This is a genomic window from Sediminicola luteus (genome assembly GCF_002514735.1).
GTDB lineage: Bacteria > Bacteroidota > Bacteroidia > Flavobacteriales > Flavobacteriaceae > HQA918.
In genome coordinates this window covers 155,449-180,538 of the sequence record NZ_NBWU01000004.1, presented here as the reverse complement: position 1 = coordinate 180,538, position 25,090 = coordinate 155,449, and the positions used below count along the sequence as shown (strand labels likewise).

Here is a 25,090-nt window from a genome sequence, read left to right as displayed (position 1 = left end):
GAAGATACTACTATGGCGCCGAAATCAAATAAGTAGGCGGTTACATAAATCATGTATGATCCAGTCCAAATCTTCCATAGGGAATAAGATAAAATGTTGGTTCAAACTGATGGATGATGGGCCTAAAACGGAATTTAATCGGTTTTGGTTGGCTATGGTACTACTTTGTATGGCTTTATGTATATCACAATCACAACCGGCATCTTTATATGAGATTACGTTGACCAAGTTCAGTGCAAAACCTTCATTGGGATTACGGGCCCATGCATCGAAAAGAAAATTATGGTAATCCAATAAATACGATTCGTGGGTTAATAAGGCCCGTCTTTCTTCCAAGACATGGTAAAGTAACCTGATGTTACTATCTAAAGCCATTTGAATGGCGTCTGGTAATATTTGCTCCGAGGCATGACTTTCAGAGATATAGATCTGATACAGGTTCTGGGCATGGTCCTCTGCGATTTGTATTCCCTGGATTTGTTCTTTGTTTAGGTAAGTTCCCTGTTGGACCGGGTTTTTATAAAGAAATGGTTTACCGTTGAAATAGCCTTTCATCAGGGCTTTTAAAACCAGTTCTGAAAAAAGGGCATGTGGCGGTTTTTTGGACAAAAAGAAATTACAGCATTGTCTAAAAATCTTTAGTTCGGATTGATGATGATCCATACCCTTACGGGCATATTCCAGTCTGAACCTTTCCAATTGATCATGCGGATATACCATTTCTGGGGCCAGACGTACCAATTCCATTAAAAATTCGTCGTGTAATAGGTTTCCGGGATGCTTGATTCGATTTAAGGTGAAATCGCCTGTTTCGGGCGATATCATAAGCTCTTGTTTAAGGTAAAACAAGGGTAGTTGGTGTTCAATTAGTGAAGTGACGGAATTTTGGGTTTGGCATTTACAACTCATGTTGATTGCTGTGAGGGGGTTAAATATTTTATATATAATTCCCAATTATCCTATTGGAATACTTGGTTATTTGAACTTTGTCCGTATGGGCAGACAATTAGCCATGCGAATACCTTTGCCGATGATTACGGCCGTATTATACTGAGTTTGTTCGTTAATTAGATTTACCCCCTATTCCCCTTATAAATATTGGGAGCTTGGTGTTAGGAGGAAAGCTTTCCCTTAAAGTAGTTAAAATTTTAATATCAAAAAATACCCATTACTAGGTATTTTTAGCAAGTTTTAGAGTGTTTTGAAGGTATAGGTTTATGGGGCACAATGATTTTTCCTTCATTTGTCAGTGTCTTGGCCTGCTTAGTGTAGGAGGGCTAAAGAAATCGGCCTAACGTGACCATATAAAAACATATGTGATTGATCTTACTGCGTCCATTTTATTTCTTCTTTTCCCGCGCTTGTAATTGTTCGAGGGCGTCAAGTTCTTCAAAAATGGTTTGATAGAAAAGTTCAGTCGATTTATTTGAAATACTCTTTAAGGCCGGTTTTTTCGCCCACCTAAACAATAAACGTCCTATGCTTCCTTTTAACCGAGACCACCAACCATTTTTCTCGATAGTTTGCAACCATTGTTCGGCATTATGCCTTCCATTTTCTTTTTTAGAGGTATTTTTTCGATGGACCAGTAAATCTAAAATCATACGAATACGATTTTTGATTTTTGGGCCCAATGCAATAAGTGCTGTGGGATCTAATTTCGGCTTTTTGGGCATATCGTATTCGTAACGGGTATCGCCTGTACCACCATCTCTTAATAGGATATTCATATCAGGGATTATGGGTAGGAAAATCCTAGGATCCCCAGGCCGTTTTATGGAAAAGGTGTTGATCATGTCGGTAGTCCAATCTCTATGGATCGGATGTACATTATCTTTTTCGGGCTCATAGGGAAAGCTCCCAAAAAAACGAATGAAGTTTTTCGCATTGTTGCGTCCCAAGAAAAAATCGTGTACCCTGAAATTGATGTCCAAAAATCCGCCGAAGGCCCCAAAAGCCGCAGAAGCCAAAGGATTTTTGTCGCGAAACCTATAGTTTCCCTGGGCGTCTGTAATATGTTTACGCGGATAGATTACCCCTCTGAAATAATTGGTGTTATACTGTTCCAACATTTCCTTGCGTTTTACCCGTGATTGATTCCAGAGGGTTTTAATTAAATGCGGGACCAGACCTACAAGATCAGATGGTTCGGTATAGGTTCTTTTGATATCGTCGTTATCGGGGAATGGATCGATCATGACCATACCAAAGTTTTGGTAGGTGGCTTCCTCCTTTTCAAACTTTCTTTTCAAAATACTTTCCACTTCCCTATAGGGTTCATTGTTAATGGCGCCCCCATCTACAGAAATGGTCTCGAATTGCTCCGGGAAATTGTGAAAGTCGATCTGTTCCGAAACATCGGGTTTCTCCATTCCAAAATCGCCATGTACTATTTTCTTTACCGTGTGTTTGATATAGTCGTCGTTAAAATGGGACTGATCAAACTTTCGATAGGCCAATCCAATCGGAAAGGCACCGGTAGCCAAGGTAGAAAGTTTCATCCGTTGGGCATGCTCTTTTTCGAATGGGTTCAGCCATAAGGCTTGCTTGGGGTCTACCCCTGCCCCATGGTTCAGTTTAAAATGGGACATCATAAAGTGCTCAAAGGTATTATGCTTAGGCGAGGTTTTTAGTTTCCGGGCGATCTCGGTCTTAAAATCGACAGCTAAGGGTACTCCTCTTAAAAGTGCATGGGCCAACAAAACCTCCAAATCTTTTGAAATGAAGCCAGGTAACTTATGTTCGATATGAGATTTTAAATCGGTTGGGGGATACCTATCAAAAACCTTTTGGGCAATTTGGTCTATGGGTTGGGTGTTCAACACGGATCGAAAACCGGATTCCAAATCTTCCGTTTCCCACATTTTAGAAAAGGTATCCCCGTTTTCATCATCGTCTAAATGTACCCAACTGTCGTAGAGTACATTATAAGATTCCAACGGATTTTTAGGTACTTCGGTCACCGGATTTATAGTGCCATCCAAAGCATATAGGGCAGACATTATGGTGGCCATACCTCCGGCCGAGGTACCCCCCATAGCTTCTATACATACTTGGTGTTGTGGAATTGATTTGGCATCAATTTCCGCTATATCCCCATTTTTGGCACGTTCCCAAAGGTCAAGTACTTCGAATAGGTAGTCCATGACCCCAGCGGTATAACAACCGGCTGAAACCGCGCCGGCCATAGTTATTCCCAAATGAAAAGTAGGTTGTTGATCAGGCATAATATAGAATTTCTAATCAACAAGATAGGAATATTTTCTACGATAGGGTAATCTTGATTACCCCGGTAAACAGAGTTAAAATTAACTGTGAATACCTCGTAATTTGTTGGAATTTAAAAAGAAATATCCCACTGCACTCGAAACCGTAGGCCGTTATCTTGGTCGCCATTGGGCTCCTCGAATTTAAAGTTGGTCACTTCCATGGTCAGTTTGTTCCTATGTTTTTTAAAGAACCAATTCAAAGCGATCGAGGTTTCCGATTCTTGATCGTCGGACATATCGGTATTGGGTTCGTAATAGGCATAACGGGCCGCCAACTCTAAGGGTTTAGGTATAAAATCGAAGCTTTGCCCCAAAAAATAACCCGCTTGAAAATAGGTCCCGACCATGGTGGTTTGGGTGTTGTTTACCGTATCGTCAATGGTTTTGGTATGCCATTCGTTTTGCCAAGAAAAACCTTTGTAGTTAAAAGCGGTCTCCAACATGGCCTGGTTTACCCGGTATTGCCCGGCAACACCTTCTTCGAAACCTTCTAATTGTCCCCCACCGGCCTGGGAAAAACGGGTATACGGACTCCGGTTGGTGGCCCCGGCTATGGCAATTAGACCTATAGGTTTTTGGGACAGCCCCAAATCGGAACCATTCATTTTAAGTTCCCTGCCCAAGAAATTCCATTGTAACCTTCCGGCATACATTAAATGATCATCGTCGTTAATGGTCGCCCCACGGCCATTTCCGGTGAGTACCGAGGCATGATAGCTAAGGTCGGCCAAACTACCCGGGAATAGCCTACCATAGAATTCTATGCCCTGTTGACGATCTAAAGTAAAGGGACGGTTAATAATCGAACGATCTACCAATTGTTGTTTTCCGGAAGAAATGACACGCTCGCGACCATAATAGGTTTTCCACTGCCCTATTTTAATTTTAAAGGCTTCCCACTTTTCGAACATTACCCGAAAATCCAATAGGTTGCCTTGACTAAGCTCGTATTCGAAATAGTATTTTAAATAGGGTTGAAAGGCATTGCCCCCAACCTTTAAACGGGCCCGATTGATCTTGAAAACCGATTGTTCCGAATCGTAGAGTTCCTCAAAATCCAAAGGGTTTTGGTCACCCGGGGTCGCAAAACGGAATTGTAACCTAGATTCTATATGAAGACTATGTTTTCCATCTTGGGTCTTAAACTGAAAACCTTTGTCGGTATAGCTAATATTAACTTTTTTGTTGTTTGTGCTATCTTGTTGTGCTTGAGACAGGTAGCTGATACATAATACTGCTGCTCCTATCCATGTCCGTCTGGTATACCTGCTAATACTCATGCGGGCAAAGATAAATTATCTTTACCTAAACTTTAATTTAACGTTAAGTAATTATGCAAACCTTTGATTGATTTACCATAAGGAACTCTCAATTATTCCTTAATGAGGGCGATTTTGATTTCGTCAATTTTCTCCTTGGACATTTTACCTTCAGGGTCTTTTTGATTGGCTTTGAGATACCAGTTTAAGGCGATTTTCTGCCTTTCCCAAGCCCGGTAGCCATCCCCTACGCTATCATAGAAACCAGGTTCTTCCGGATGTTCCGATACTTGAAGTTTAAAGATGTCTACCGCTTTTTCATACATGCCATCATCCAATAACTGATAACCCAAACCATCTAAATACCCATTACCGAAACCGAAGGCATCGGCATGCTGATTTTTGTAGGCATAATAGGTCTCTTTGAAAGTTGTTATGTCCTTTTCATAAATGAGATGGCCTAAAGCAATATGTATCGGTGTTTTATAGTTCAACGATTTGCCGTTAAGTATTTTATGAAGAATCACCGTGGCCAAATGTTCGGTAATGATCAGGTCATTATTGGCCATAATCGTAATTGCCAATTTTTTTTCTGGTAGAAAGCCAAAGAATGCACTGTAACCTTCATCTCCACCGGAATGTTTAATGATTACCTCATCGTTTATTTTATCCTGAAACCAACCCAAGCAAATGCCACGATCTTCTCCCAATGGTTTTTGTATTTTGGTAAGGGCCTTAAAGGCGCTTTGCGAAATGATTTGCTTTCCGTCAAAATTGCCTTCTTGAAGCTGTAACCTGGCCCATTGCAGTATGTCATCTATGTTGGAGTGTAAGGTAGAACTAGGGGCATGCCTACGGTTGTATGGGTAAACCGGACTTTTAATTAGACGCATTTTATCGTCGAAAACATGCGGACTGGTCGCCAAAGCTGGGGGTACTTCCTTTTTCAGGAATGTACTATTAACCATGCGAGTAGGCCCAAGAATATGATCTTGCAAATAATCTTCAAAAGTTTGTCCGCTTGCTTTTTGGATTACCGCCGCCAAGAGATCGAATGCGGCGTTACTATAATTAAAACCAGTACCTGGGGTAAAGTCCAATTCACTTTCGGAAAAAGATCGGACATAACGGAAGGCGGATCCCGAATCGTATTCAGCCTTATCCCATTGATAATCGACAACATCGGGAATTCCGGAGGTATGGGTCAATATATGTTTTAGGCTGATCAGTTTGTACTCGGGATCCCGCATTTTAAATTCGGGAAGCCAATCGAAGAGTTTATCTTTTAGCTCCAATTTTCCTTGGCTTTCCAATTGCATCAGGGCTGTAGCTGTAAACGGCTTGCTGACCGAAGCCATATGAAAAAGCGATTCTTGGGTTAATGGCTCTGGGTCGTTAATCGATTTTACCCCTAGCCCTTTGGCATATAAAACCGTGTCGTTTTGTATGATACCGATGGCCAGACCGGGTACCTGAAAATTTTTCATTTTATTCAGGGCCAGCGAATCGATGAATTCGATAATCGGGGATTGCGCAAAACTATGGTTTGCCATCACAAGGGCAAAAACAAAGAACAGCTTGTATTTCATAGTAACAATGAGTTTAAATACAGGCATTGAAACGATATGGGTTTTCCGTTTTATCCTTTTCGGTGATCAATAAGTATGGAGGAAATTTCATTAACCCTTTGATCCATATGTTTCAAAACATCTGATTAACAGATTACAAAACCTTACTACTGTTACAGTTTTGGCTTTCTTTTTATGTGGCGGGGAATTCTTTTTAGGATTCATGTATGAATTCAGGGGTATTCAAACTACTATTTTCTGTTCCTTGCTTGATCCTTATTCATATAAAGGGCCAAAAACTCTTTGGAATAGCGATTGTCAAAAGCCTCTAGGGCCAAATCTTCCGTATCAATCATCCATTTTCGAAGTTTGGCCGTATATGCCTCAATTCTTTTCTTATAGCTAGGGTTATGTATGAGATTATGTAAGGCATCCGGGTCTTTTTCAAGATCATAGAATTCTTCCGTTACCCGATTTACGAACAGATCCACCCTATTGGCGATAGCTTCATTGGTAAAGGCCGCTTCACGCATAGCCTTAAAGGTGCGCCCGTTCTGCGATTCGTTTCGAAATTTCCTTTTACCATCTGCCCATGGGCTAAAAATGTATAAATATCGATTATCTTGAATGGCACGCATGGGGTAGCGTTCACGGGCCGATGTTTCATGAAATTGGGTATATACATAGGTTCTTCCTTCTTGTTTTCCGCCTAAAAGTAATTTTTTGAAAGAACGCCCGTCGATTTCTTTGGGTGTTTCAATATTCAAAATATCCAATACGGTTGGCATAAAATCTATTCCCGATATAAAATGGGTATTGTCAACGGACTTAGGCTTTACGACTTCCGGCCAACGAACGATCCAAGGGGTTTTGGTACTGTTTAAATAGCAGTTGGTCTTGGCAAAGGGTAAGGCCATACCATGATCTGACAGAAACATGACTAAGGTGTTATCGGCTTTCCCACTTTCGTCCAAGGCTTTTAAGATAGCTCCGACCACGTCGTCCGCCCTGCGTACAGAGGTATAGTACTCCGCAATTTCTTGCCTTACCTTTGGTATATCGGGTAAAAATGCCGGTACCTCTACCTCATTTGGCAAGTATATTTTGGAAGGGGGTGCAATGCTTTGATTTTTCCATGCCCGCTGCTCTTGATCGCTACCAGAAAAGGGCCGATGTGGGTCATTGGCATTGGCCATAAGGTAAAAAGGTTTGTTCTCACGCTTCGCCCTTTTTATAAAGGAAACTACCTCATTATAATATTTGTTGGCGTCCCTGCCATTACCTAAATGTTTGGCTCTGGAACGCTTAACGTCCCATGGTGTATCTTCCTCAGGGGAAGAATGCTCTTCTTTACTTAGTACTCCCGTCAGGAAATTTTCATCCTTTAATACCTCAACAATAGAGGTCACATTTTTATCGGTCTTAAAAAATCCTTCGATTCCACTCTTATGTGGATACATACCCGTGGCCAATACCCCTCTAGAAGGGGCACATACGGCAATGTTTACATGTGCATTTTCAAAACGCATGCCTTGGGCTGCCAATTTATCAATGTTCGGGGTTATATCTGGAACGCTTGCCCCATAAACGCCTACAGAGTTATAATTCATATCATCGACCGTAATCAACAATACATTTTTTATTTTTTTTGACTGTTGGCAAAATAAAGGATTACTAAATATGGTCAGTAATAATAGTAGAGGCAATTTTAATTTTGAGATCATAAATACTCCATTGGTATTTAGTTTATCCCGCTCTTCGATCTTTTGAATTGTTAATAAATGATTCTTTTAATTGTAGAGCGGACATTTCGTAAATCCATGTATTTGGGTTTAATTCATGGAGGGCGTGTGATTAAGTATCTAGTTTAGGGTAGAAAGGTGCAATGAGTACATCGTTTTAGAAAAAGGAAATCATTTAGAGTTTCTCTTTCCGTAAAACATGGTGCATCCTAATTCAAGTACAAGGCTATTTTTTTTATTCTAAAACCAATTTAAATTCTTGATCCGGGGTACTACCTGTAGTAATGGAAAACGTTTGCCCTATGTCCTTTTTCGAATGACTTACACGAACTTCATAATCGGTATTCTTTTTAAGTTTTATTTTCAGCAACATATTCATATCGTCGGTGGCACTGGGCGAGAATCCAAAATTAATTTTTTGTCCCCTTTAAATACATCAACACGGCAATCCATTCTTGAACTGCTATTTGTTAGATCATTATCTTTAAAAATGACAAAACCTGCCAACATCTCATCATCATTTAGTTTTTTGTTATCCAAAGATTTCCTGTAGAGGTCTATGTAGCGCTGGGTTACATTTACACCATGAATGTATGGTTCATCTATCTCTGAATTCTCTTTTTCCCATTCAATATATTCTTGGAATTCTTTGGGTATACCATCAGGACCTAGTTCGTCGTATAGGTGTATAAAACCGTATTTGCTTGCATGGTAATATTGACCGGTTGGCTTGTAAGAAACGGCATAGATCCAATGTATAGGGTTGTTGGGGTCCGCTTTTCCGGCATCGGCCAAAAACCAAGATTTGTTAAGATCTTTAGGGTAATATTCAATAAACTTCCACTCATTATCGATCCATACCTCGGTCCAAGTATGGTTACCTCTCATATTTGTCCACATGGGCGTTCCAGCCAATCTAGAAGGAATTCCCACGGCGCGGAATGCATCTGTTAAAAGGATGGATAAGCCTGTGCAAGTGGCCATTTGCTCTTCCATGGCCTCTTTAGGGCTGGCATCTACTATAGAGCGTTCAACATTGTATTCAACATTCACTTCTTTATTTATAGGGTTGGCGATAGCGAAGATGGCATCTTTTAAGTTGGTCTCATTTTCCACGTATTTCGCAAAGCGTTCATAAAAGTCTTTTCGCCAAGGATCACGCGTTTCGGTAACATTGGAATATGGTAATACCTCATTAAAAAAAATGGAATCGGGCAGTGCTTTGCACCAAGGGTATTTTTCCCTTGCTTTGTATGCATATTCGACATTTTCAAGAATGAATTCGGCCGATAAAGTCGTTAAATCCCTTTTGGGCATATAACTGATTAAAAAAGCCATGCCTTCTTTTTGAAGTTTTGGAACATTGTTCAGAGCTTTTAAAATTTCCTGTGTATTCGAACCAGCCTTAATTAAAGAAGAATCCAGTAACGAATGATACCTATTTGGAATATCGTTGTATTTTGACTGGGATTGGCAAGGGGAAATCAAGTAAAACGTAATTAGAAAGATGAATAGTTTTTTCAAGGTATTGGGTTTTTAGTGATTTATTACTGGTTTAAGAGGGCGTAGGGATTCTTTAGAGTTTAAAGAAAAACAAATAGTCAAACAAGATTAAGCCAATACAAACAAGTGATGCTCCTAAGATTTGGCTCTCCCCGTGTAGGCAACCAAAGGAAGCGTATTTAAAACTCTATTTTGTGTTAACTGTTAATTCAGGACAACAAAAGTTGGATTAAATTCAGCTCAAGCAATTTTAGAAACATTGTTGAAGACTAGTTGAATAGTTTGTTTTTAACTTTGGTTAATACCTAAAGGAGTATGGGTAATAAAAGTCATCGGATCTTTCCGCGTTTAATAACGTTACGACTATAATTACCTTTGTACAAGTATGCCTTTGGTCGTTAATCGACTAAAACGAAAGTAAATCTGATTAGATCGGTGGGCGAATCCGAGAGCGATAAAGAAATTGAGGTATTATCGCTTTAATTATTATTAGAAAAGAATCAATATGTTAGATCGATTTACAATGTATAGCGTGTTACTTTCTTTGGAAGGTTTGTTCGCTTTCATTCTTTTTCTTTTTTTGATTCATTTAACCCGTAAAACCAAGATTTATCTACCGTTGTTATTTTTTACCCTTCTCATGGTGTTCGAGATGGCAATATTGGTATTGGTGGAAACAGGTGGTATAGCAGACTTTCCGCATTTAATTGACCTAAACGAACCTTTTTTTATGTTGTATGGGCCGCTGCTGTTTCTCTATGCCAGAAATCAGGCGCACCAACGGTTCCTTTTAAAAAAAAGTGACATATTGGCCTTGATTCCTTTTGTTTTGGCGCTCTTCGTTTATATACCTGATTTAATTCAGACCCCAGAGAATAAATTGACCCGGTTACGTAATGAAGGCAATACGTTGTTCGATGTTGGCACCTACATTTGGGAATGGATTTTTTATTTAACTGTAAACATGTACTTTCTTCTTCGCACCATCCGTGAATTAAGGAAGTATGATACAAAGTTAAAAGAACAACTCTCTAACATCGCCAAATCTAACCTGCACCCTACATTGGTGTTGGTAAAAGTATGTCTGGTGCTGTATTTAATTGAATTACTTTTTGTCTATTTCACTTATTACGGCTTTCCTTATTACCATAGGACCTATCTTTATATAAATCTGTTAAGTGGTATAGTCTTAATGTTCGTTAGTGTAGATGCGATTTTGTCGCATCGTTATATTATACGTAACCAATTAACACCAACCCTTCTCCCAGTTAAAAAAGAAAATGAGAAATACGCCAGTTCTGGACTTACTAAAGAATCTTCAGAAGAGATTAGATCTCGTTTGATTCGTTATATGGAAGATCATCGACCGTATTTACAACCGCAGCTTCGTATCAAAGAACTTTCGGATGCTACAGGAATTCCGACACATCATTTATCTCAGGTATTGAACGAATCGTTCGAACAGAATTTTTATGAATTCATAAACGGTTATAGGATCAAGGAAGCCATGAAAATCTTGAAAGATCCAAATTACCAGAACTATACATATGAAGCTATAGCCTTTGAGGTAGGTTTTAATTCGAGGTCTGCTTTTTATAATGCTTTTAAGAAGATAAATAACACAACCCCTTCCAAACTTTAAAGAAGCGCACCTATTACTCAATTTCAAGAGTGACAGCTTTTATATTGTTTCTTAACTTTTTCCACAAAAATGATAACCTCCTACAAGCTTAAGACAGTATTGCTAGGAGGGTCTTTAAGCCTAAACCCTTATAGAAGAGAACTTACCCAGCATTTGTAGCTACTCTTTTAAAACGTCCCGATTAAGGAAAACAGGACATTCTTAATTGTCCTGATTTAGGAGTCAAAACAAAAATTCGCCAGATTCACACTTCCTTTGCAGTCATCAATCAATATCTATAATCGTATGTTGGATATAAAACGACTGTTCGAAGAACTGAATCATGGCTGGGACTATTGCGAAGCTCGGAACGGACATTTCGAGAGGTTTCTTTTAAAACTTAAACGGACCGCCAAAGGCTCCTTTACTAAATCATAATTAATTAAATCCTAGAACATGAGAAAAGCAAGTTTATTAGGGTTGCTACTTTCGGTAATACTTAATGTATCGGTCAATGGCCAAGAAAAAACCCATGAGGTTATTATCATTGGGGCCGGTTTATCTGGACTTACCTCAGCATATTATTTGAAGACCAACAATGTGCTGATACTTGAAAGAAAGGCCCAGGCCGGAGGTAGGATAATCGATGGGCAATGGAACGGTTTCCATTACCCAAAAGGGACCGAATACATGGGCAAACCCGAAGGTGTTTTAAAACAACTGATAACCGACTTGGATTTAGATGTAATCCAGATTCCCCCGCCTACCGATGGTATAGGTTATAAAGGCACAATTTATACCAAAGCGGGAATCCTTGATTTTTTGCCCACCAAAAAAGACAGGAACCAATTTAAGGCATTACAGCGTAAACTATCAAAATTGGACAAAGCTACCGAAGGGGTGCTCTGGGAGGGTGAAGATATAGATACATATAGCACCCTAGATGATGTGTCGGTTGCGCAATGGTTAAGCGAAAACCAGATCCACCCTCTTATTCAACGGTATATCGAAATCGAGAACCTTGGCCTTTTCAGTGCCAACAATGAAGAGCTCTCCATTTTGTACAATGCTAATGAAATGGCTTACAACCTACCCAGTCCCAAAGATTTTTGGGAGAGCGAGGTATTCACGTTTGAAAACGGTATGGTAGATTTAAGTAATGCCCTATCTGAAAAACTGGAAGCCAAGATAAAGTACGGCACAGAAGTAATATCGGTTAACCAACAACCCGATGGTAGCATGCAGGTAATAGCCCGATCCCAAGGTGAAAAAAAGGTGTATAAAGCCAAAAAGGTAATTTGTACTACACCTGCTCCTATTGCCAAAAAGATTTTGGCCAATAGTATTTCGACCCGAGCACTGGAGCAATTGGGTAAAGTGGATTACGGCCAGTATATAACCATAAATATTTTCACCGAAAAGAGGTGGTTAAAAGAAGCTTGGACCGTCTCCTGTCTAGATAACTATTTCACCTCTATTTATGATGTAACACGAACACAAACCACGGAGGATTATAATGGAAAGAGCATTATTAGTGCCTACATACCCAGTACGACGGCCAAGGATAAAACGTTTATACTTCAATCGGATGAAGATGTCTTACAAAAAACACTAAAAGACATGGAACATTATTTTCCTGGGATTTCTAAATCTGTTTTGGGTTTCGATGTTCAACGCTTCAATTATGCCTATCCCGTATTTGGGTTGGGGTACTATTCCCTCTTGCAAAAACTTGAAAACGACTCCTCATTGAACAAAACCATTTTCTTGACGGGCGACTATATGAAATACGCCGTGGTCGATGGGGCCATTTTAAGTGGTTACATAACCGCTCAAAAAGTAAATAAGTTACTTCGGTAAACATCTGAGGGGTAGCAATTTGCAAATATTTCGTTAACTTAAACGTACCCATTAAAGTGAATACTATAAAAAACACACCATTGAAATTTCAAAATATGAACTTCTTAATCGCAACTTGTTTTCTACTAACATCTATCGGTTCCTGTAATAATTCCGAAAGCATAAATAACGATCCGAGCGATTCCTCAAAAAAAGTCGTCATCGTGGGCGCAGGTATATCAGGCTTGGCCGCTGCCAATTATTTTAAGGATAAAGGGGTAAACCCCATAGTATTAGAGGCCAGTGATAAAATTGGCGGCAGATTGAGAACCGATCGAAGTTTGGGTATTGCCTTCGATGAAGGCGCAAGCTGGATCCATGGTCCCAAAGGTAACCCAATAACATCTTTGGCCACCGAATCTGGGGCGAATACTTTTTTAACTAGAGACGATCTCGTCAAGGTTTACGATTTTAACGGAACGCCCTATGCTGAATCTGTACTTGATAAGGCAGAGGCCCAATACAGAAAAAATCTAAACCGTCTAAATGGCAATACCCACCAAAGTTTTGGAGATGCATTTTATGGGCAGCATCCCCAACTGCGCAATGATCGCTTATGGACCTATATGTTGTCTGCCTTTCTTGAATTTGATACGGGTGGTGATATAAACAAACTCTCATCTACCTATTTCTACGATGATGAAGCATTTAGAGGGGATGACGTTATAATTACCAATGGATTTGATAGAGTTACTGATTTTCTTGCAAAGGGAATCGATGTAAGGTTGAATACTAAGGTTCAAAAAATTGACTATTCCCAAGAAAAAACGATTATAAGCACGAGCCAAGGCCAGTTTGAAGCCGACTATGTATTGGTTACTGTTCCTTTAGGGGTTTTAAAGCAAGGTGTTATTACATTCAACCCAAGTTTGCCAAAACCTACGCAAAATGCTATCAACGGCTTGGAAATGGGATCCGTGAACAAATTCCTTTTAACCTGGGATGCCCCGTTTTGGGATAACCAGCTACAGTATATTGGGTATACGCCTGAACAAAAGGGTAAATTCAATTACTTTCTGAATGTAAGTAAGTTTACTAACGCTCATGCTTTAATGACGTTTGCTTTTGGGGATTATTCCAAAGCCACCGAAAGCATGTCAGATGCTGCGATTACCCATGAAATCATGGGGCATTTAAAAATCATTTATGGCCAAGATATTCCAGAGCCTACGCATATGCTACGTACCAAATGGAATATAGATTCCTATACTTTTGGCTCATACTCTTTTGCTACAAAAGGCACTACGGCAGCTGACTTCGAAGTATTCGAAGAACCTGTGGACAATAAAATTTTCTTCGCTGGAGAGCACACCATTGTCGATTATAGAGGTACTGTGCATGGCGCCTATTTAAGTGGTATTCGTGAGGCTAAAAAAATATTAAGGCAATATTAAGGTCTTTAGAATTAAGCGCTTTACTTGGTTTAATACCATACCAATAATCTCATGGACCAACGGGTTAACTGGAGTTTTTTAAATGACAGAAACCAATTCTCAAAATGAGTCCGACTGTTGTAACACTAATCTGTTATTGCTGAATCTTTTTTTGCGCAAGCCTTCTGTGATTGCGAAACCCTAATAGTGGGTATCGCAATTGATGAACAACCCATTTTTTCAACCTAGGCGTTTTCCAGTATTTCACTAATGACAGCAGTTTAAATTGGTGAAAAAGGGGATAATTCCCTTGGTTTAAGTTGAGGTCGTCTAGAATACCCATTCTGGGCGACCTTTTTCAGATTTATTCCTGATAATCCAGTATTTATGAGTGATACTGCCTATTTCATTTAGGAATAAAATGCTAAGTCATTATAACATATGTAATTAACTATTTTAATCCCAAACAAACGAACTCGACCAAAGGGTAGCCAAAGCAATGCCAAGCCAAATCAAGAATACAATCCAGTACAAAACCGGTTCATAGGCCCGATAGATTTTTCGGTAGGTCCATGTGGTACCTTGAAAAAAATCGTACAATACCCACAATAGGAGTCCACCACCTATAATAAAATTCAAATCCATGCTATTAAATATTTAACCATCTTCTGATGGGGTTGTTCAACTTGTTGAAAAAATCGGTTACTCCATATTCCAAGGTTGTGGCCGACATATGTTTGGGTTGGTACACCACATGTGAACCATCGTACTTAGACCAATCGTGGGTTAAAATTCTGCCTTCTTTCTCTAAATTTTCAAAAGTTCCGGAACCTGGGAATGGGATGACCAAATGCGGAATGGTCCGGTCCAATTTTATGTCGCGGATAAAATCCCAGGTTTGCTTGAATATTTTCTCGGTATGCTCTTCGAATCCAAATAAAATGTCGCCCCAAACTTCTATGCCGTGGTCTTTAACGATTTGTACGTATTCCTTTATTTTATGGGGTTTTACAAAGGCCTTTCCCTGGGCTTTCAAGGCTTCTTCCGAAGGGGTTTCTATACCGAATAATAAACTTCGTACCCCTGCTTCTCGGGCCGCATTTAACAATTCTGGATCTCTAGCGATAAGAATCGTCGTTTCGCCATAGAATTTCATATTCAAGGGTTTAAGGGCCTTGAACAAGGCTATAGCATAGGCTTTGTCTTGGGTGAGATTATCGGAGTGTAGTTCGACCCATTCCACGCCTAGTCCCTTTAAATGCCGAACCTCTTCGACTATGTTTTCAATGGGGCGGGTCTGGAACTTCGGGAAAAACTTATGCACTAAACAGAACTGGCATTTATTGGGGCAGCCCCGGGAAACCAATACCGACCAGGTGTAGTTATACACCCTGGGTTCGATCAAATGCGTTGGATACGGATTCAGTTGGGCCAGGTCTACCGGTTCGGTACGCTGATATCTTGGTTTGAGTTCATCTTTGTAATAATCTACCAATAATTCTTCCCAAACCCCTTCCGATTCCCCGATCAAAAGGGCATCGGCATTTTCTTGGGCCTCGTCGGGCATGAATTTGGTATGTAATCCGCCCAAAACTATGGTCTTGCCTTGGTTGTGGTAATGCTCGGCCAATTCATAGGCTCGCCAAGCATCGGGGGTAGACATGAAAATGGCCACCAATTCAGCCTCACTTTTTAGATTGGCTTTCTGTCCTATGGTTTCGTCGGTCATTTCCAACTCCACCCAATTCGGTGTTGCGGCAGCGGTAGAGAATATGTTCTGTGGAGGCCCACCCGTTTCCGCTTTATACTTTGAATAGTCAGAGCCTGCAGAGGCTTTTATCAAATAGACTTTCATAACAAAACATTTTGGGGTTAAACGTGGGTACAAAGTTCATCCACTTATGTAAATATTCTTTTGTCCTAGGTCAAAATCGAAGGCTGACCCGTTTTTTTGACCTAGGTCAAAATACCATAACACTTCAGCCAAATTTGATTTAGGTCAAAGCCGAAAAGGGTTTTCAGCAACAACTTTGTACCATCATTTTTAATCATCCCGTGCTGCGGGAATAATTCTTAAGTCATGAAAAAAACAATTGTATTTACGCTAGTACTTGCCTTTATAAGTAGCCTTGGATATGCGCAAGATTTCGGACTTCAAAAAGGGGACGTAGCCGTTTCCGGTAACTTTGCCTTTGGAGCCGATAAGGTGGGTGATCTTAAAACCGATCAATTCGAATTCTCGCCCTCGTTAGGACTTATGATCAGTGACCATGTGGCACTAGGTGCCGGTTTTAAGGTGGGAAATTTGAAAAAAGAAGTGGCCGACGAGGCCGATATTAAATTAAACAATTTCTCTGCCGGCGTTTTTGGGCGGTATTATTTTACCCCTAAAAAACGATTTACCCTATTTGTCCAAGGTGAATTGGATTATGTACGTAAAAAGGAGAAACAAGGAGGTAATGAAATTAATGCCAAAGGTTTTGCTACGGCACTTTCTGGGGGTATGACCTTTTGGATGTCGAAGAATTTTGCCTTGGAGGCTTCTTTGGGTGTTTTGTCTTTCGAACGTTCCAAGCCTGATTATAGCGGTGCGCCCGTTACTAAGAAAACAGAATTCGGTGCCGGTTTACAAGATGTTAAAGTTGGTTTGATATATAAGTTCAACAAGGGTTGATCTTTGATTTGGTTTATGTTGATTGCAGTGGCCCTGGGACTTCGGTTTCAGGGCCATTTTTTTATTAGGTTTTAATGGGAAAGATGTCGTAGTGATGCTATTTGGCACGAAAACCCACGATAATTATTGTTCATGTTACTTTTGTATGCATTGGGCGATTTGTGGAGTCAAATTTGAAGATAAGGACTACATTCACCAAAAATTAGCGTATGGCCTTTTTTCCCAAAACATGGATTTTGTTCCTCCTATTGTTCCAGTTTTCCGTTACTGGACTTAGGGCACAGAAAAATTCCGACCGACCGAACATCATCATTTTCTTTACCGATGATCAAGGTTATGCCGATGTGGGTTGCTATGGCGGAAATGTAACGACACCGCATTTGGATAAACTGGCAAAAGAAGGCATCCGTTTTACCGATTTTTATGTCTCCGCCAATGTGTGTACCCCTTCTAGGGCCGCATTGTTAACCGGACGCTATCCGGTTCGTTATGGATTGCACGAGGCGGTATTGTTCCCATTTTCCGAAGGGGGCATGCCTACAAGCGAATACACCTTGGCCGAACTTTTGGGCGATAATGGGTATAGTACCAGCTTGGTGGGAAAATGGCACTTAGGGCATAAGGCCGAGTTTATGCCATGGAACCAAGGCTTTCAGCAGTTTTACGGGGTACCCTATTCCAACGATATGGATAGTCATTATTACGCCCACAACGATTTTCAGTCACCACCCCTCCCCTTTTATAGTAACCAAGAGGTCATTGAAAACGGTCCCGATCAACGTTACCTGACCAAACGCTATACCGAAGCCGCGGTAAAACAGATAAAATCCAAATCGGATAAACCCTTTTTTATGTATGTGGCCCATAATATGCCGCATACCCCAATACACGTTTCGCCTGCTTTTGAGGGTAAAAGTGGCCAGGGAAAATATGCCGATGTCATTATGGAGCTCGATTGGAGTATGGGCGAAATCGTAAAAGCACTCAAGGAAGAAGGATTGTATGAGAACACCCTCATTCTTTTTACCTCGGACAATGGGCCTCGTTTAGGTTCGGCCGAACCCCTACGCGGAAAAAAAGCTGAAACCTGGGATGGCGGTCATAGGGTACCCGCTATATTGAGCTGGCCGGCCGGAATCAAAGGTGGACAGATACATGGGGGCTATGTGAATGCCATGGATTTTTTTCCTACCCTAGCCTCAATATCAGAAAGTGATATGCCCAAAGATTTGAAAATAGATGGCCTAGACCTGAGCCGAAAAATTAAAAAGGGGAAACTGAAAAAACTACCCGAACGGCCCTATTTCTTCTACGGCCGGGCCGGAGAGTTGGAAGCCGTTCGCTTGGGCAAATGGAAACTACACCGCGCCAAGACCCGGGGTTGGGATGTTAAAAAACAAGGTGCCTTTACCCTAGCCCTTTACAATTTGGAGGCCGATATCGCGGAGTCCAATAATGTGGCTGCAGAAAACCCTAAGATCGTGGCCAAATTGCAAAAGCTGATTAGCGATTTTGAATCTTCGTTGTAATTCGAAATCATAAAGAGCGCGGTCTAAACGATGTACCAAAATTCCTAATTGGATACAGACCGCGCTCAAAACATTGCTTTCATTAGCAGGCTATGGTCGCCTGGTGGTGAACCATACCAAAATAAATCTTTAATTAGACCACTTGCGAAAACACATAATCCATTTCGCTAGCTATCTGTAAACTGCGCTCGGCATATACCACCGCTTGTTCCGGGGTACCATCCGAGACCTTTGGGTCTTCATAGGTAATCGGGACCCGTTTTTCGGCACCGGCTATAAACGGACAGCCTTCATCGGCCTGGGAACAGGTCATAATGGCCGTAAAACCACTTTGCGGATTAAAGGTATAATCGAACCGTTTCGAAAAACCGATAATGGGGGCTTCGTTTTCATCGAAGCGTACCATATACACCGGATTATCGCCTTGGGATAGGGTATCTATGGTAAAGCCTTGATCGATCAAGGTTTCGGCTACTTTGGGAAACATGGCCGTGGCTTCGGTACCCCCGGAATAGGTAACTACCTTATCAAGACCGTATTTATGGGCGGCAACTTGGGCCCATATCTGTGATAGATGGCTACGCCTGGAATTGTGCGTACAGATAAAATTCAAACGAATGGCCTCGCCCTTGTCCTTTTTGGATTGTAGTTGTTCTATTAAGGGTTGCAACACGGCTTTACGGTCTTCGGGTACGGCTGCTAATTGGTTTAGATGCTGGGTAATGGTCGGGTACATAGGGTTTGGATTTAGCAACAGCCGGAGCCTGGGGTACAACAATCGGTTTGTTCTTGTAGGTCTGCCAGGCGTACTTTGAGCTTGTCTTCCGGAATACCACATTTATCCTGTGCCAAACAATCGGTGGCCTTGGCCATCAATAAAAAATGGGTTCCATTGAAATCGAGGTCGTATTTACCTATGGTCTCGCCTTGGTATTCCACTTCGATTTCATGGTCGCCCAAGCCCAAGACTTGTTCAGACAGTTCAATGATCTTGACCAGTTTTTCTGGGTGTAGTCTGTGGTCATAGTCGTTGGCTTCCCACAATTGGAAATTCACGCGTTTCTCTTCGCGAACGGTGCCCCCACAATCAATGAATTTTTTCTGTACCTCCCCGACTTCGGTCACGTGGAAATGTCTGGGAACCAAATCGCCATTGGGCAATTGGAAAGCGATCTGCTCCAATTGGCCTAGTTGTTTTTTTATCTCTGAAACTTTCATTGTTATATTACGATTAATTGTTCTAAATTTTTTTAACAGCAATCCTTTGGACCTTGGGTTAAGTCCATAAAACCACTAAGGGCCGTTTGCATTTGATGCCAACCCTTTTGGTTGATGCAGTAACAAACACTGGTGCCTTCAATGGTACCTTGTATAATACCTACTTTCTTCAATTCTTTTAAGTGTTGGGATATGGTAGGTTGGGCCAAACCGATAACATCTACCAAATCGCCACAGATACAGGCATCGGTTTTAAACAGATGTTGCAATATGGCAATACGGGCCGGATGCCCCAAAACCTTGGCCCATTGGGCGATTTGGTTCTGCTCTTCCGTAAATATTTCCGTTTTGGTAAGTCCCATTGTTCAATTATATATTGCAATATTACGATTAAAGGATAAGGCAACAAAGTTTTTAGGGAATTTTAACGTCGTTTCCGTTTGTTGTAGTTTTTATCGCCGCGGGTTTTTGGCTTTTTATACTTCTTGGCTATTTCCCGTCGGTATTTGCCCCCCTGATTGGTTTTTTGGTTCTTTTCCTTTTTCTCGTGAAAGGCACTTCCCCCCTGCTCATCGCGTTTTAAGGGGTTATGGTGTTCTCTTGGGGTATCGCGTTCCTCGGGCAGTAATTCGTTGGTTATTTCGGCTTCTTCGGGCCAGGTCAGTTCCTCGATTTGCATGTCCATAAGATCTTCGATGGCATTTTTGCCGTCTTCCTCTTTTTTGGTATAAAACAATATAGACTGTCCGCGGTGTTCGGCCCTACCTGTTCTACCGATACGGTGCATATAGTTTTCGGGGTACTTGGGGACATCAAAATTAATTACATGCGAAATACTGTCCAGGTCCAAACCACGGGCCATTACATCGGTACTGACTAAAATACGGGTTTGGCCTTCTTCGAAACCTTCAATGGCATTGATCCTATAATTTTGGGTCTTGTTGGAGTGGATCACATCTACCGTACTACCAAAAGATTCCTCCAATAGGCCGTGTAAACGGTCGGCATGACGTTTGTTGGGCACAAATACCAGTACTTTGGAAAAAGCTTCCCGGTCACTTAATAGGTGCGCCAATAAACTGGCCTTAGACAAAAAGTTTGGGGCTTTATAACAGCTTTGGGCTATATTATCTAAAGGTGTTCCGCTTAAGGCAATGGCCACTTGTTTGGGTTGAATAAAATAATCTTGGATCAATTGATCGACATCTTCCGTCATGGTGGCCGAGAACATAATATGCTGCCGTCTTTCGGGCAGTAACTCAAAAATGTTTACCAATTGAAAACGGAAACCCAAATCCAACATCACATCGACCTCGTCTATGACTACCTTTTTAATCGATTTCAAGGCCAAGGCCCGGCTGAGGGCCAAATCATACAATCGGCCCGGGGTACCCACCACAATATCACAACCCTGGGCCAAGCTGGCCTTTTGGGTATTGATATTGGTGCCCCCATAAACGCCTTGGATCCGTACGTTCTGATAGGCGGTATAACTCTCGATCTGCTTAACCACCTGAAGCACTAGTTCCCGCGTGGGTACCAAGATCAATATTCGGGGATTCAGTTGTTTTGAGAATTTAAGATCCTGTAGCAAAGGCAACATATAGGCCAAGGTCTTACCGGTACCGGTTTGGGCGATGCCCACCACATCTTGTCCGGATCGTATGGGCGAAAAAGCCTGTTCTTGGATGGGGGTAGGTTGGCTAAAACCCAAATCGTCCAAGGCATAGCCCAATTGTTTTACCAGTCCGAAATCTTCAAAAGAAGCCATAGTCGCTTTATTTGCGACAAAAGTACGGTTATCTATCCAGTTTTGTTATATACTTCTAAATGGCACCATATCTTGTTTTTAGGTACTTGGTTTGGGCCAGACTATGGTTAACTTAGGTGGTGTATTTTAAGCCGGATTTACAGATTATGACAAAACTTCGACTTCTACTGTTTTCGTTTTTACTAGGATGTGTTGGTGTTACTGCACAAGAAGATATCCATATAACTTTGGATTCGTACGGGCCCTTGGGGAGTTTTAGCATCTATATCAATAAATCGACGACTAAAATCCGGGTTGCTATGGAGGTGAAGGAAGCGGATAGGGTTTTGGATAGTGATGAAGAAAAAGCCTTGGATTCCAGAACAGAACGTTTGGCCACTTTTATGCAAAAGGATATTTCGCAGGAGCAAAAAAGATTGGTGGTTTCTGAATTCAGAAAGTACAAAAGGCAGTTCGAAATCTACCGAAAGGATAGTTTGGATTTCAACTTATCTGAAAGTTTGGAATATGGCAATGCGATTGATGCCTTGGTCAAGCGCTCTACATTTGGAAAAATAATTCCGGATACGCGAATAATCTTGGATGGGCGGTCAATTTCAGTTTCTATACTAGATCCAACAGGCGATACATTTGAGCTCAGTGTTCATAATCCGGATAAATATTATGAGCCTGAAATATATAGGGTTTTAAAATCGACCTTTGCCCTTTTTCGTGAGTTAAAACCGGAGTTGGGTATCGATGAGTTTATTATAGGGCCGTATTAAGTGGATTACAACTTCTCCCCATAGATCTTTTGATATAAATGGGCGTATTTTTCCTTGATTACCTTGCGTTTAGGTTTTAAAGTAGGGGTCAGATGTCCGGCTTCAATAGACCAAACATCTTCGGTAAGTTCAAAACGTTTGATTTTTTCCCATTTGCCCAAACTTTCATTGTAGCGGTCTATTTCTTCCTGTGTACGTTCGATTACCCTACTGTCGGTATGTAAACTTTCTAAGGTATAGTCATGCTTTTGGGCCCATTCCTGAATGAATTCATGATTGGGTTGGATCAGGGCGGCGGGCATTCTTCGGTTCTCCCCTATCACCACGACCTGCTCTATAAAACCGGACTGTTTCAACAAGTTCTCTATCATGGCCGGGGCAATATATTTTCCTCCAGAGGTTTTAAAGATTTCTTTTTTGCGGTCGGTGATTTGTAAAAAACCATCATCATCGAATTCCCCGATATCACCGGTATGGAAAAACCCATTTTGAATGGCTTCGGCGGTCTTTTTCGGGTTTTTATAATAGCCTTGCAGTACATTGGGGCCTTGGATCAATATCTCCCCATCATCGGCTAAACTAACGGTTACCCCCTTTACGGTCTTACCCACAGTTTTTAAGCGTAGGTTTCCGCCACGGGCATCGTTTATGGAAATGACCCCGGCTGATTCCGTCATACCATAGCCTTCCATTATGGGCAGGCCGGCAGCGGTAAAGGCTTTGATCAAACGATCTTGTAAAGGCGCACTGCCCGAAACCATAAACTCGATCTGTCCACCGAACACGGCACGCCATTTACTAAAAATGAGCTTGTCGGCCTTTTTGAGTTGCCAATTATACCAAGCACCTTGGTTTTGGTTGGGTTCGAAGCGTTCGGCCAGATCCACGGCCCAAAAGAAGAGTTTCTTTTTTAAGCCCTTTAACTCCTGCCCTTTGGCTAAAATCTTATCGTATACCTTTTCCAATAATCGGGGTACTATGGGAATAAAATGGGGCTGGACTTCCTTAAGGTTATCGGCCAGTTTTTCGATGGATTCGGCAAAATAAATCTCAAAGCCCATATAGGCGTAGTAGTAGGTGGTCAAACGCTCGAAAATATGGCTGATGGGTAAATAGCTCAACACCCTTTTTCCAGGACCGTCCAAAGCCAAAATGTCTTTACAGAGTGTTGCGGTATACACTAAATTGGCATGGCTCATCATTACTCCTTTTGGGGTGCCCGTTGTACCGGAAGTATAGATTATCGACGCCAAATCATCGGCCTTTACTTGGGTTTTTAATGTATCTACTTGTTCTTGGTTTCCATTTTCGCTTCCTAAGGCCATAAAGCTTTCCCAAGTGTCACCATCGGTATCGGTATCAAAGGTATATATGCCTTTTAGCTGGGTTTCATGTTGTACCGAACGGACTTTATCCAACAATTCTTGGTCGGACACAAAACAGTATTGGGCATCGGAATGGTTGAGTATATAGGCATAGTCCTTGGCACTTAAGGTGGCATACAAGGGCACGTTAACGGCACCCAATTGCGACATGCCCATATCGAGCTGATGCCATTCGATTCGATTTACCTTGGTGATTACGGCAATCTTGTCGTCCGGACCTACACCTAGATGTAATAGGGCCCGACTGACCTGATTGGCGCGATCAATATACTCGGCAATGGTAACGGATTCCCATTCACCGTTTAATTTGGTATTGAATGCCTTTTGCTGCGGATATTGCGCCAACTGGTAATACGGCAGATCGAATAATCGGGTGGGTTGTTCCATAGGGTTTTTGGTTTGGTATCCGTACAAATTACGAATCTTCGGCCATATAGGTCTTGAAAGGGATTTTATACGGATGCATTTTGTGAGGCCCAACACTGATTTCCGCAAAAGAATCACGTTCCATTCGGTCTTGGTAGGCGATAACTTCGGCTTGGGTGAGTATGGGTGACAAACATACGTCGTGCGCTTCGGTCAATGCCACCCATTCGGCCTGGGTTTTGGTACGGAACAGGGCGGTGACCTTGCTTTTATCGAACACCCCAACGATAAGCTCTTGGTCACTTTTGGCCTTCCAATCGGGTTGGCCCACCAATTCGCAAAAGGCATTCCAAAATTTAAGTTCCAAGGCGCCTAGGGCAATCCATTTGTTATCGGCACATTCGTATACATTATAATTGACCAAAAGCCCACTTAACAAAGGCATTTTGGCATAGGGAATGCCGCCTTGTTGCATGCCTTGGGCTATGGAGGCCAAGGGTAAAGTGGCATCGGCCAAGGCCAGATCAATGAACTGGGCTTTTTGATGCCGCTGCTGGGCCAATACCCCCGATGTACAGGCCGCCAAGAGCATATAGGAGCCCCCGGCAATATCGGCCACCTGAAACCCGGGTATTACCGGCTTGCCCTTTTCATCGCGGTTTAGGTCCAACAAGCCTGCCGTGGCCATATAGTTGATATCATGTCCGGCTTTATCGGCCTTTTTACCTTGTTGACCGTAACCCGTGATGGAAATGTAAACGATCTTGGGGTTGATACGCTTGACCTCTTCAAAGGAAAACCCGAAACGCGCCATTGCCCCTGGGCGGAATTGCTCTATGAGTACGTCGGCCTTTTTTATCTCGTCCATAATCGTATCCTTTCCCGCTTTGGTGGTATAATCCACTATCAGCGATTCCTTGTTATGATTCATCAAATGGAACATAACGGAATTGCCTTCCCGTTTGGGTTCGTAATAACGGGTATAATCCATACGTTGCGGATGTTCCACTTTAACCACTTCGGCCCCCATATCACTCAAAAAATGGGTACCCAAAGGGCCGGGTAACAAACGGCTGAAATCCAATATACGTAGGCCTTCCAAAGGGGCTATCTCTTGCATGGGCTATAGGTGGTTTGGGAAATGTTCCA

The 25,090-nt window shown here is 41.6% G+C and carries 19 protein-coding genes; 6 read left to right on the top strand and 13 right to left on the bottom strand.

Going from position 1 to position 25,090, the window contains the following annotated elements; all coding sequences use genetic code 11:
* Nucleotides 1-24: 24 nt before the first annotated feature.
* The 6 genes from B7P33_RS13115 to B7P33_RS13090 all read right to left on the bottom strand — a co-directional run bounded on the left by B7P33_RS13115 (nucleotide 25) and on the right by B7P33_RS13090 (nucleotide 9,362).
* On the bottom strand, nucleotides 25-825 hold the full coding sequence (locus B7P33_RS13115; protein WP_141402482.1) for a hypothetical protein: 801 nt from the start codon (nucleotides 823-825) through the stop codon (nucleotides 25-27).
* Nucleotides 826-1,340: 515 nt separating this feature from the next.
* Nucleotides 1,341-3,227, bottom strand: coding sequence for a hypothetical protein (locus B7P33_RS13110; RefSeq protein ID WP_141402481.1), 1,887 nt, complete (start codon nucleotides 3,225-3,227; stop codon nucleotides 1,341-1,343).
* 113 nt (nucleotides 3,228-3,340) lie between these two features.
* Nucleotides 3,341-4,549, bottom strand: coding sequence for an OprO/OprP family phosphate-selective porin (locus B7P33_RS13105; RefSeq protein WP_097442475.1), 1,209 nt, complete (start codon nucleotides 4,547-4,549; stop codon nucleotides 3,341-3,343).
* Between the two features lie 92 nt (nucleotides 4,550-4,641).
* Nucleotides 4,642-6,117, bottom strand: a complete 1,476-nt coding sequence (locus B7P33_RS13100; protein ID WP_172435947.1) for a serine hydrolase domain-containing protein — start codon at nucleotides 6,115-6,117, stop codon at nucleotides 4,642-4,644.
* A gap of 230 nt (nucleotides 6,118-6,347) precedes the next feature.
* Entirely contained in the window at nucleotides 6,348-7,820 is a 1,473-nt protein-coding gene (locus B7P33_RS13095; protein ID WP_097442473.1) for a sulfatase family protein, read from the bottom strand.
* Between the two features lie 393 nt (nucleotides 7,821-8,213).
* Nucleotides 8,214-9,362, bottom strand: coding sequence for a transglutaminase-like domain-containing protein (locus B7P33_RS13090; RefSeq protein WP_141402480.1), 1,149 nt, complete (start codon nucleotides 9,360-9,362; stop codon nucleotides 8,214-8,216).
* 631 nt (nucleotides 9,363-9,993) lie between these two features.
* Here B7P33_RS13090 and B7P33_RS13085 point away from each other — a divergent pair.
* The 3 genes from B7P33_RS13085 (at nucleotide 9,994) to B7P33_RS13075 (ending at nucleotide 14,255) form a co-directional block, all read left to right on the top strand.
* Entirely contained in the window at nucleotides 9,994-10,983 is a 990-nt protein-coding gene (locus B7P33_RS13085) for a helix-turn-helix domain-containing protein (protein WP_172435945.1), read from the top strand.
* Nucleotides 10,984-11,418: 435 nt separating this feature from the next.
* Nucleotides 11,419-12,822 (top strand): flavin monoamine oxidase family protein, encoded by a 1,404-nt coding sequence (locus B7P33_RS13080; protein WP_097442470.1) that lies wholly within the window; start codon nucleotides 11,419-11,421, stop codon nucleotides 12,820-12,822.
* Between the two features lie 203 nt (nucleotides 12,823-13,025).
* Entirely contained in the window at nucleotides 13,026-14,255 is a 1,230-nt protein-coding gene (locus B7P33_RS13075) for a flavin monoamine oxidase family protein (protein ID WP_172435944.1), read from the top strand.
* Nucleotides 14,256-14,883: 628 nt separating this feature from the next.
* On the opposite strand, the gene B7P33_RS13065 is transcribed toward B7P33_RS13075, so the two are convergent.
* On the bottom strand, nucleotides 14,884-16,089 hold the full coding sequence (locus tag B7P33_RS13065) for a B12-binding domain-containing radical SAM protein (protein WP_097442467.1): 1,206 nt from the start codon (nucleotides 16,087-16,089) through the stop codon (nucleotides 14,884-14,886).
* 225 nt (nucleotides 16,090-16,314) lie between these two features.
* On the opposite strand from B7P33_RS13065, the gene B7P33_RS13060 reads away from it, so the two are divergent.
* The gene (locus tag B7P33_RS13060; RefSeq protein ID WP_097442466.1) at nucleotides 16,315-16,908 is read left to right on the top strand and encodes an outer membrane beta-barrel protein; all 594 of its coding nucleotides are present in this window, start codon (nucleotides 16,315-16,317) and stop codon (nucleotides 16,906-16,908) included.
* A gap of 209 nt (nucleotides 16,909-17,117) precedes the next feature.
* Nucleotides 17,118-18,437 carry a sulfatase family protein gene (locus B7P33_RS13055; protein ID WP_097442465.1) on the top strand — a complete coding sequence of 440 codons (1,320 nt, stop codon included), beginning with the start codon at nucleotides 17,118-17,120 and terminating at the stop codon, nucleotides 18,435-18,437.
* Nucleotides 18,438-18,570: 133 nt separating this feature from the next.
* On the opposite strand, the gene B7P33_RS13050 is transcribed toward B7P33_RS13055, so the two are convergent.
* The 4 genes from B7P33_RS13050 to B7P33_RS13035 form a co-directional block, all read right to left on the bottom strand.
* Complete coding sequence (locus B7P33_RS13050; protein ID WP_097442464.1) at nucleotides 18,571-19,173, bottom strand: arsenate-mycothiol transferase ArsC; 603 nt, start codon at nucleotides 19,171-19,173, stop codon at nucleotides 18,571-18,573.
* A gap of 11 nt (nucleotides 19,174-19,184) precedes the next feature.
* A complete protein-coding gene (locus B7P33_RS13045) occupies nucleotides 19,185-19,655 on the bottom strand; it encodes a DUF6428 family protein (protein ID WP_097442463.1) in 471 nt (156 codons plus the stop codon).
* A gap of 32 nt (nucleotides 19,656-19,687) precedes the next feature.
* Complete coding sequence (locus tag B7P33_RS13040; protein WP_097442462.1) at nucleotides 19,688-20,017, bottom strand: ArsR/SmtB family transcription factor; 330 nt, start codon at nucleotides 20,015-20,017, stop codon at nucleotides 19,688-19,690.
* Between the two features lie 62 nt (nucleotides 20,018-20,079).
* On the bottom strand, nucleotides 20,080-21,426 hold the full coding sequence (locus B7P33_RS13035) for a DEAD/DEAH box helicase (RefSeq protein ID WP_097442461.1): 1,347 nt from the start codon (nucleotides 21,424-21,426) through the stop codon (nucleotides 20,080-20,082).
* Nucleotides 21,427-21,725: 299 nt separating this feature from the next.
* Between B7P33_RS13035 and B7P33_RS13030 the strand changes: the two genes are divergently transcribed.
* Entirely contained in the window at nucleotides 21,726-22,190 is a 465-nt protein-coding gene (locus B7P33_RS13030; RefSeq protein WP_141402479.1) for a hypothetical protein, read from the top strand.
* 5 nt (nucleotides 22,191-22,195) lie between these two features.
* On the opposite strand, the gene B7P33_RS13025 is transcribed toward B7P33_RS13030, so the two are convergent.
* Together B7P33_RS13025 and B7P33_RS13020 are read right to left on the bottom strand one after the other, a co-directional pair.
* On the bottom strand, nucleotides 22,196-23,962 hold the full coding sequence (locus B7P33_RS13025) for an AMP-dependent synthetase/ligase (protein WP_097442972.1): 1,767 nt from the start codon (nucleotides 23,960-23,962) through the stop codon (nucleotides 22,196-22,198).
* Between the two features lie 28 nt (nucleotides 23,963-23,990).
* A complete protein-coding gene (locus tag B7P33_RS13020; RefSeq protein ID WP_097442459.1) occupies nucleotides 23,991-25,061 on the bottom strand; it encodes a CaiB/BaiF CoA transferase family protein in 1,071 nt (356 codons plus the stop codon).
* Nucleotides 25,062-25,090 lie beyond the last annotated feature (29 nt).

Coding starts and splice junctions, on each gene's coding strand:
- B7P33_RS13115 (WP_141402482.1), bottom strand. CDS start 825: ATGATATCGCCCGAAACAGGCGATTTCACCTTAAATCGAATCAAGCAT.
- B7P33_RS13110 (WP_141402481.1), bottom strand. CDS start 3,227: ATGCCTGATCAACAACCTACTTTTCATTTGGGAATAACTATGGCCGGC.
- B7P33_RS13105 (WP_097442475.1), bottom strand. CDS start 4,549: ATGAGTATTAGCAGGTATACCAGACGGACATGGATAGGAGCAGCAGTA.
- B7P33_RS13100 (WP_172435947.1), bottom strand. CDS start 6,117: ATGAAATACAAGCTGTTCTTTGTTTTTGCCCTTGTGATGGCAAACCAT.
- B7P33_RS13095 (WP_097442473.1), bottom strand. CDS start 7,820: ATGATCTCAAAATTAAAATTGCCTCTACTATTATTACTGACCATATTT.
- B7P33_RS13085 (WP_172435945.1), top strand. CDS start 9,994: ATGGCAATATTGGTATTGGTGGAAACAGGTGGTATAGCAGACTTTCCG.
- B7P33_RS13080 (WP_097442470.1), top strand. CDS start 11,419: ATGAGAAAAGCAAGTTTATTAGGGTTGCTACTTTCGGTAATACTTAAT.
- B7P33_RS13065 (WP_097442467.1), bottom strand. CDS start 16,089: ATGAAAGTCTATTTGATAAAAGCCTCTGCAGGCTCTGACTATTCAAAG.
- B7P33_RS13060 (WP_097442466.1), top strand. CDS start 16,315: ATGAAAAAAACAATTGTATTTACGCTAGTACTTGCCTTTATAAGTAGC.
- B7P33_RS13055 (WP_097442465.1), top strand. CDS start 17,118: ATGGCCTTTTTTCCCAAAACATGGATTTTGTTCCTCCTATTGTTCCAG.
- B7P33_RS13050 (WP_097442464.1), bottom strand. CDS start 19,173: ATGTACCCGACCATTACCCAGCATCTAAACCAATTAGCAGCCGTACCC.
- B7P33_RS13045 (WP_097442463.1), bottom strand. CDS start 19,655: ATGAAAGTTTCAGAGATAAAAAAACAACTAGGCCAATTGGAGCAGATC.
- B7P33_RS13040 (WP_097442462.1), bottom strand. CDS start 20,017: ATGGGACTTACCAAAACGGAAATATTTACGGAAGAGCAGAACCAAATC.
- B7P33_RS13035 (WP_097442461.1), bottom strand. CDS start 21,426: ATGGCTTCTTTTGAAGATTTCGGACTGGTAAAACAATTGGGCTATGCC.
- B7P33_RS13030 (WP_141402479.1), top strand. CDS start 21,726: ATGGAGGTGAAGGAAGCGGATAGGGTTTTGGATAGTGATGAAGAAAAA.
- B7P33_RS13025 (WP_097442972.1), bottom strand. CDS start 23,962: ATGGAACAACCCACCCGATTATTCGATCTGCCGTATTACCAGTTGGCG.
- B7P33_RS13020 (WP_097442459.1), bottom strand. CDS start 25,061: ATGCAAGAGATAGCCCCTTTGGAAGGCCTACGTATATTGGATTTCAGC.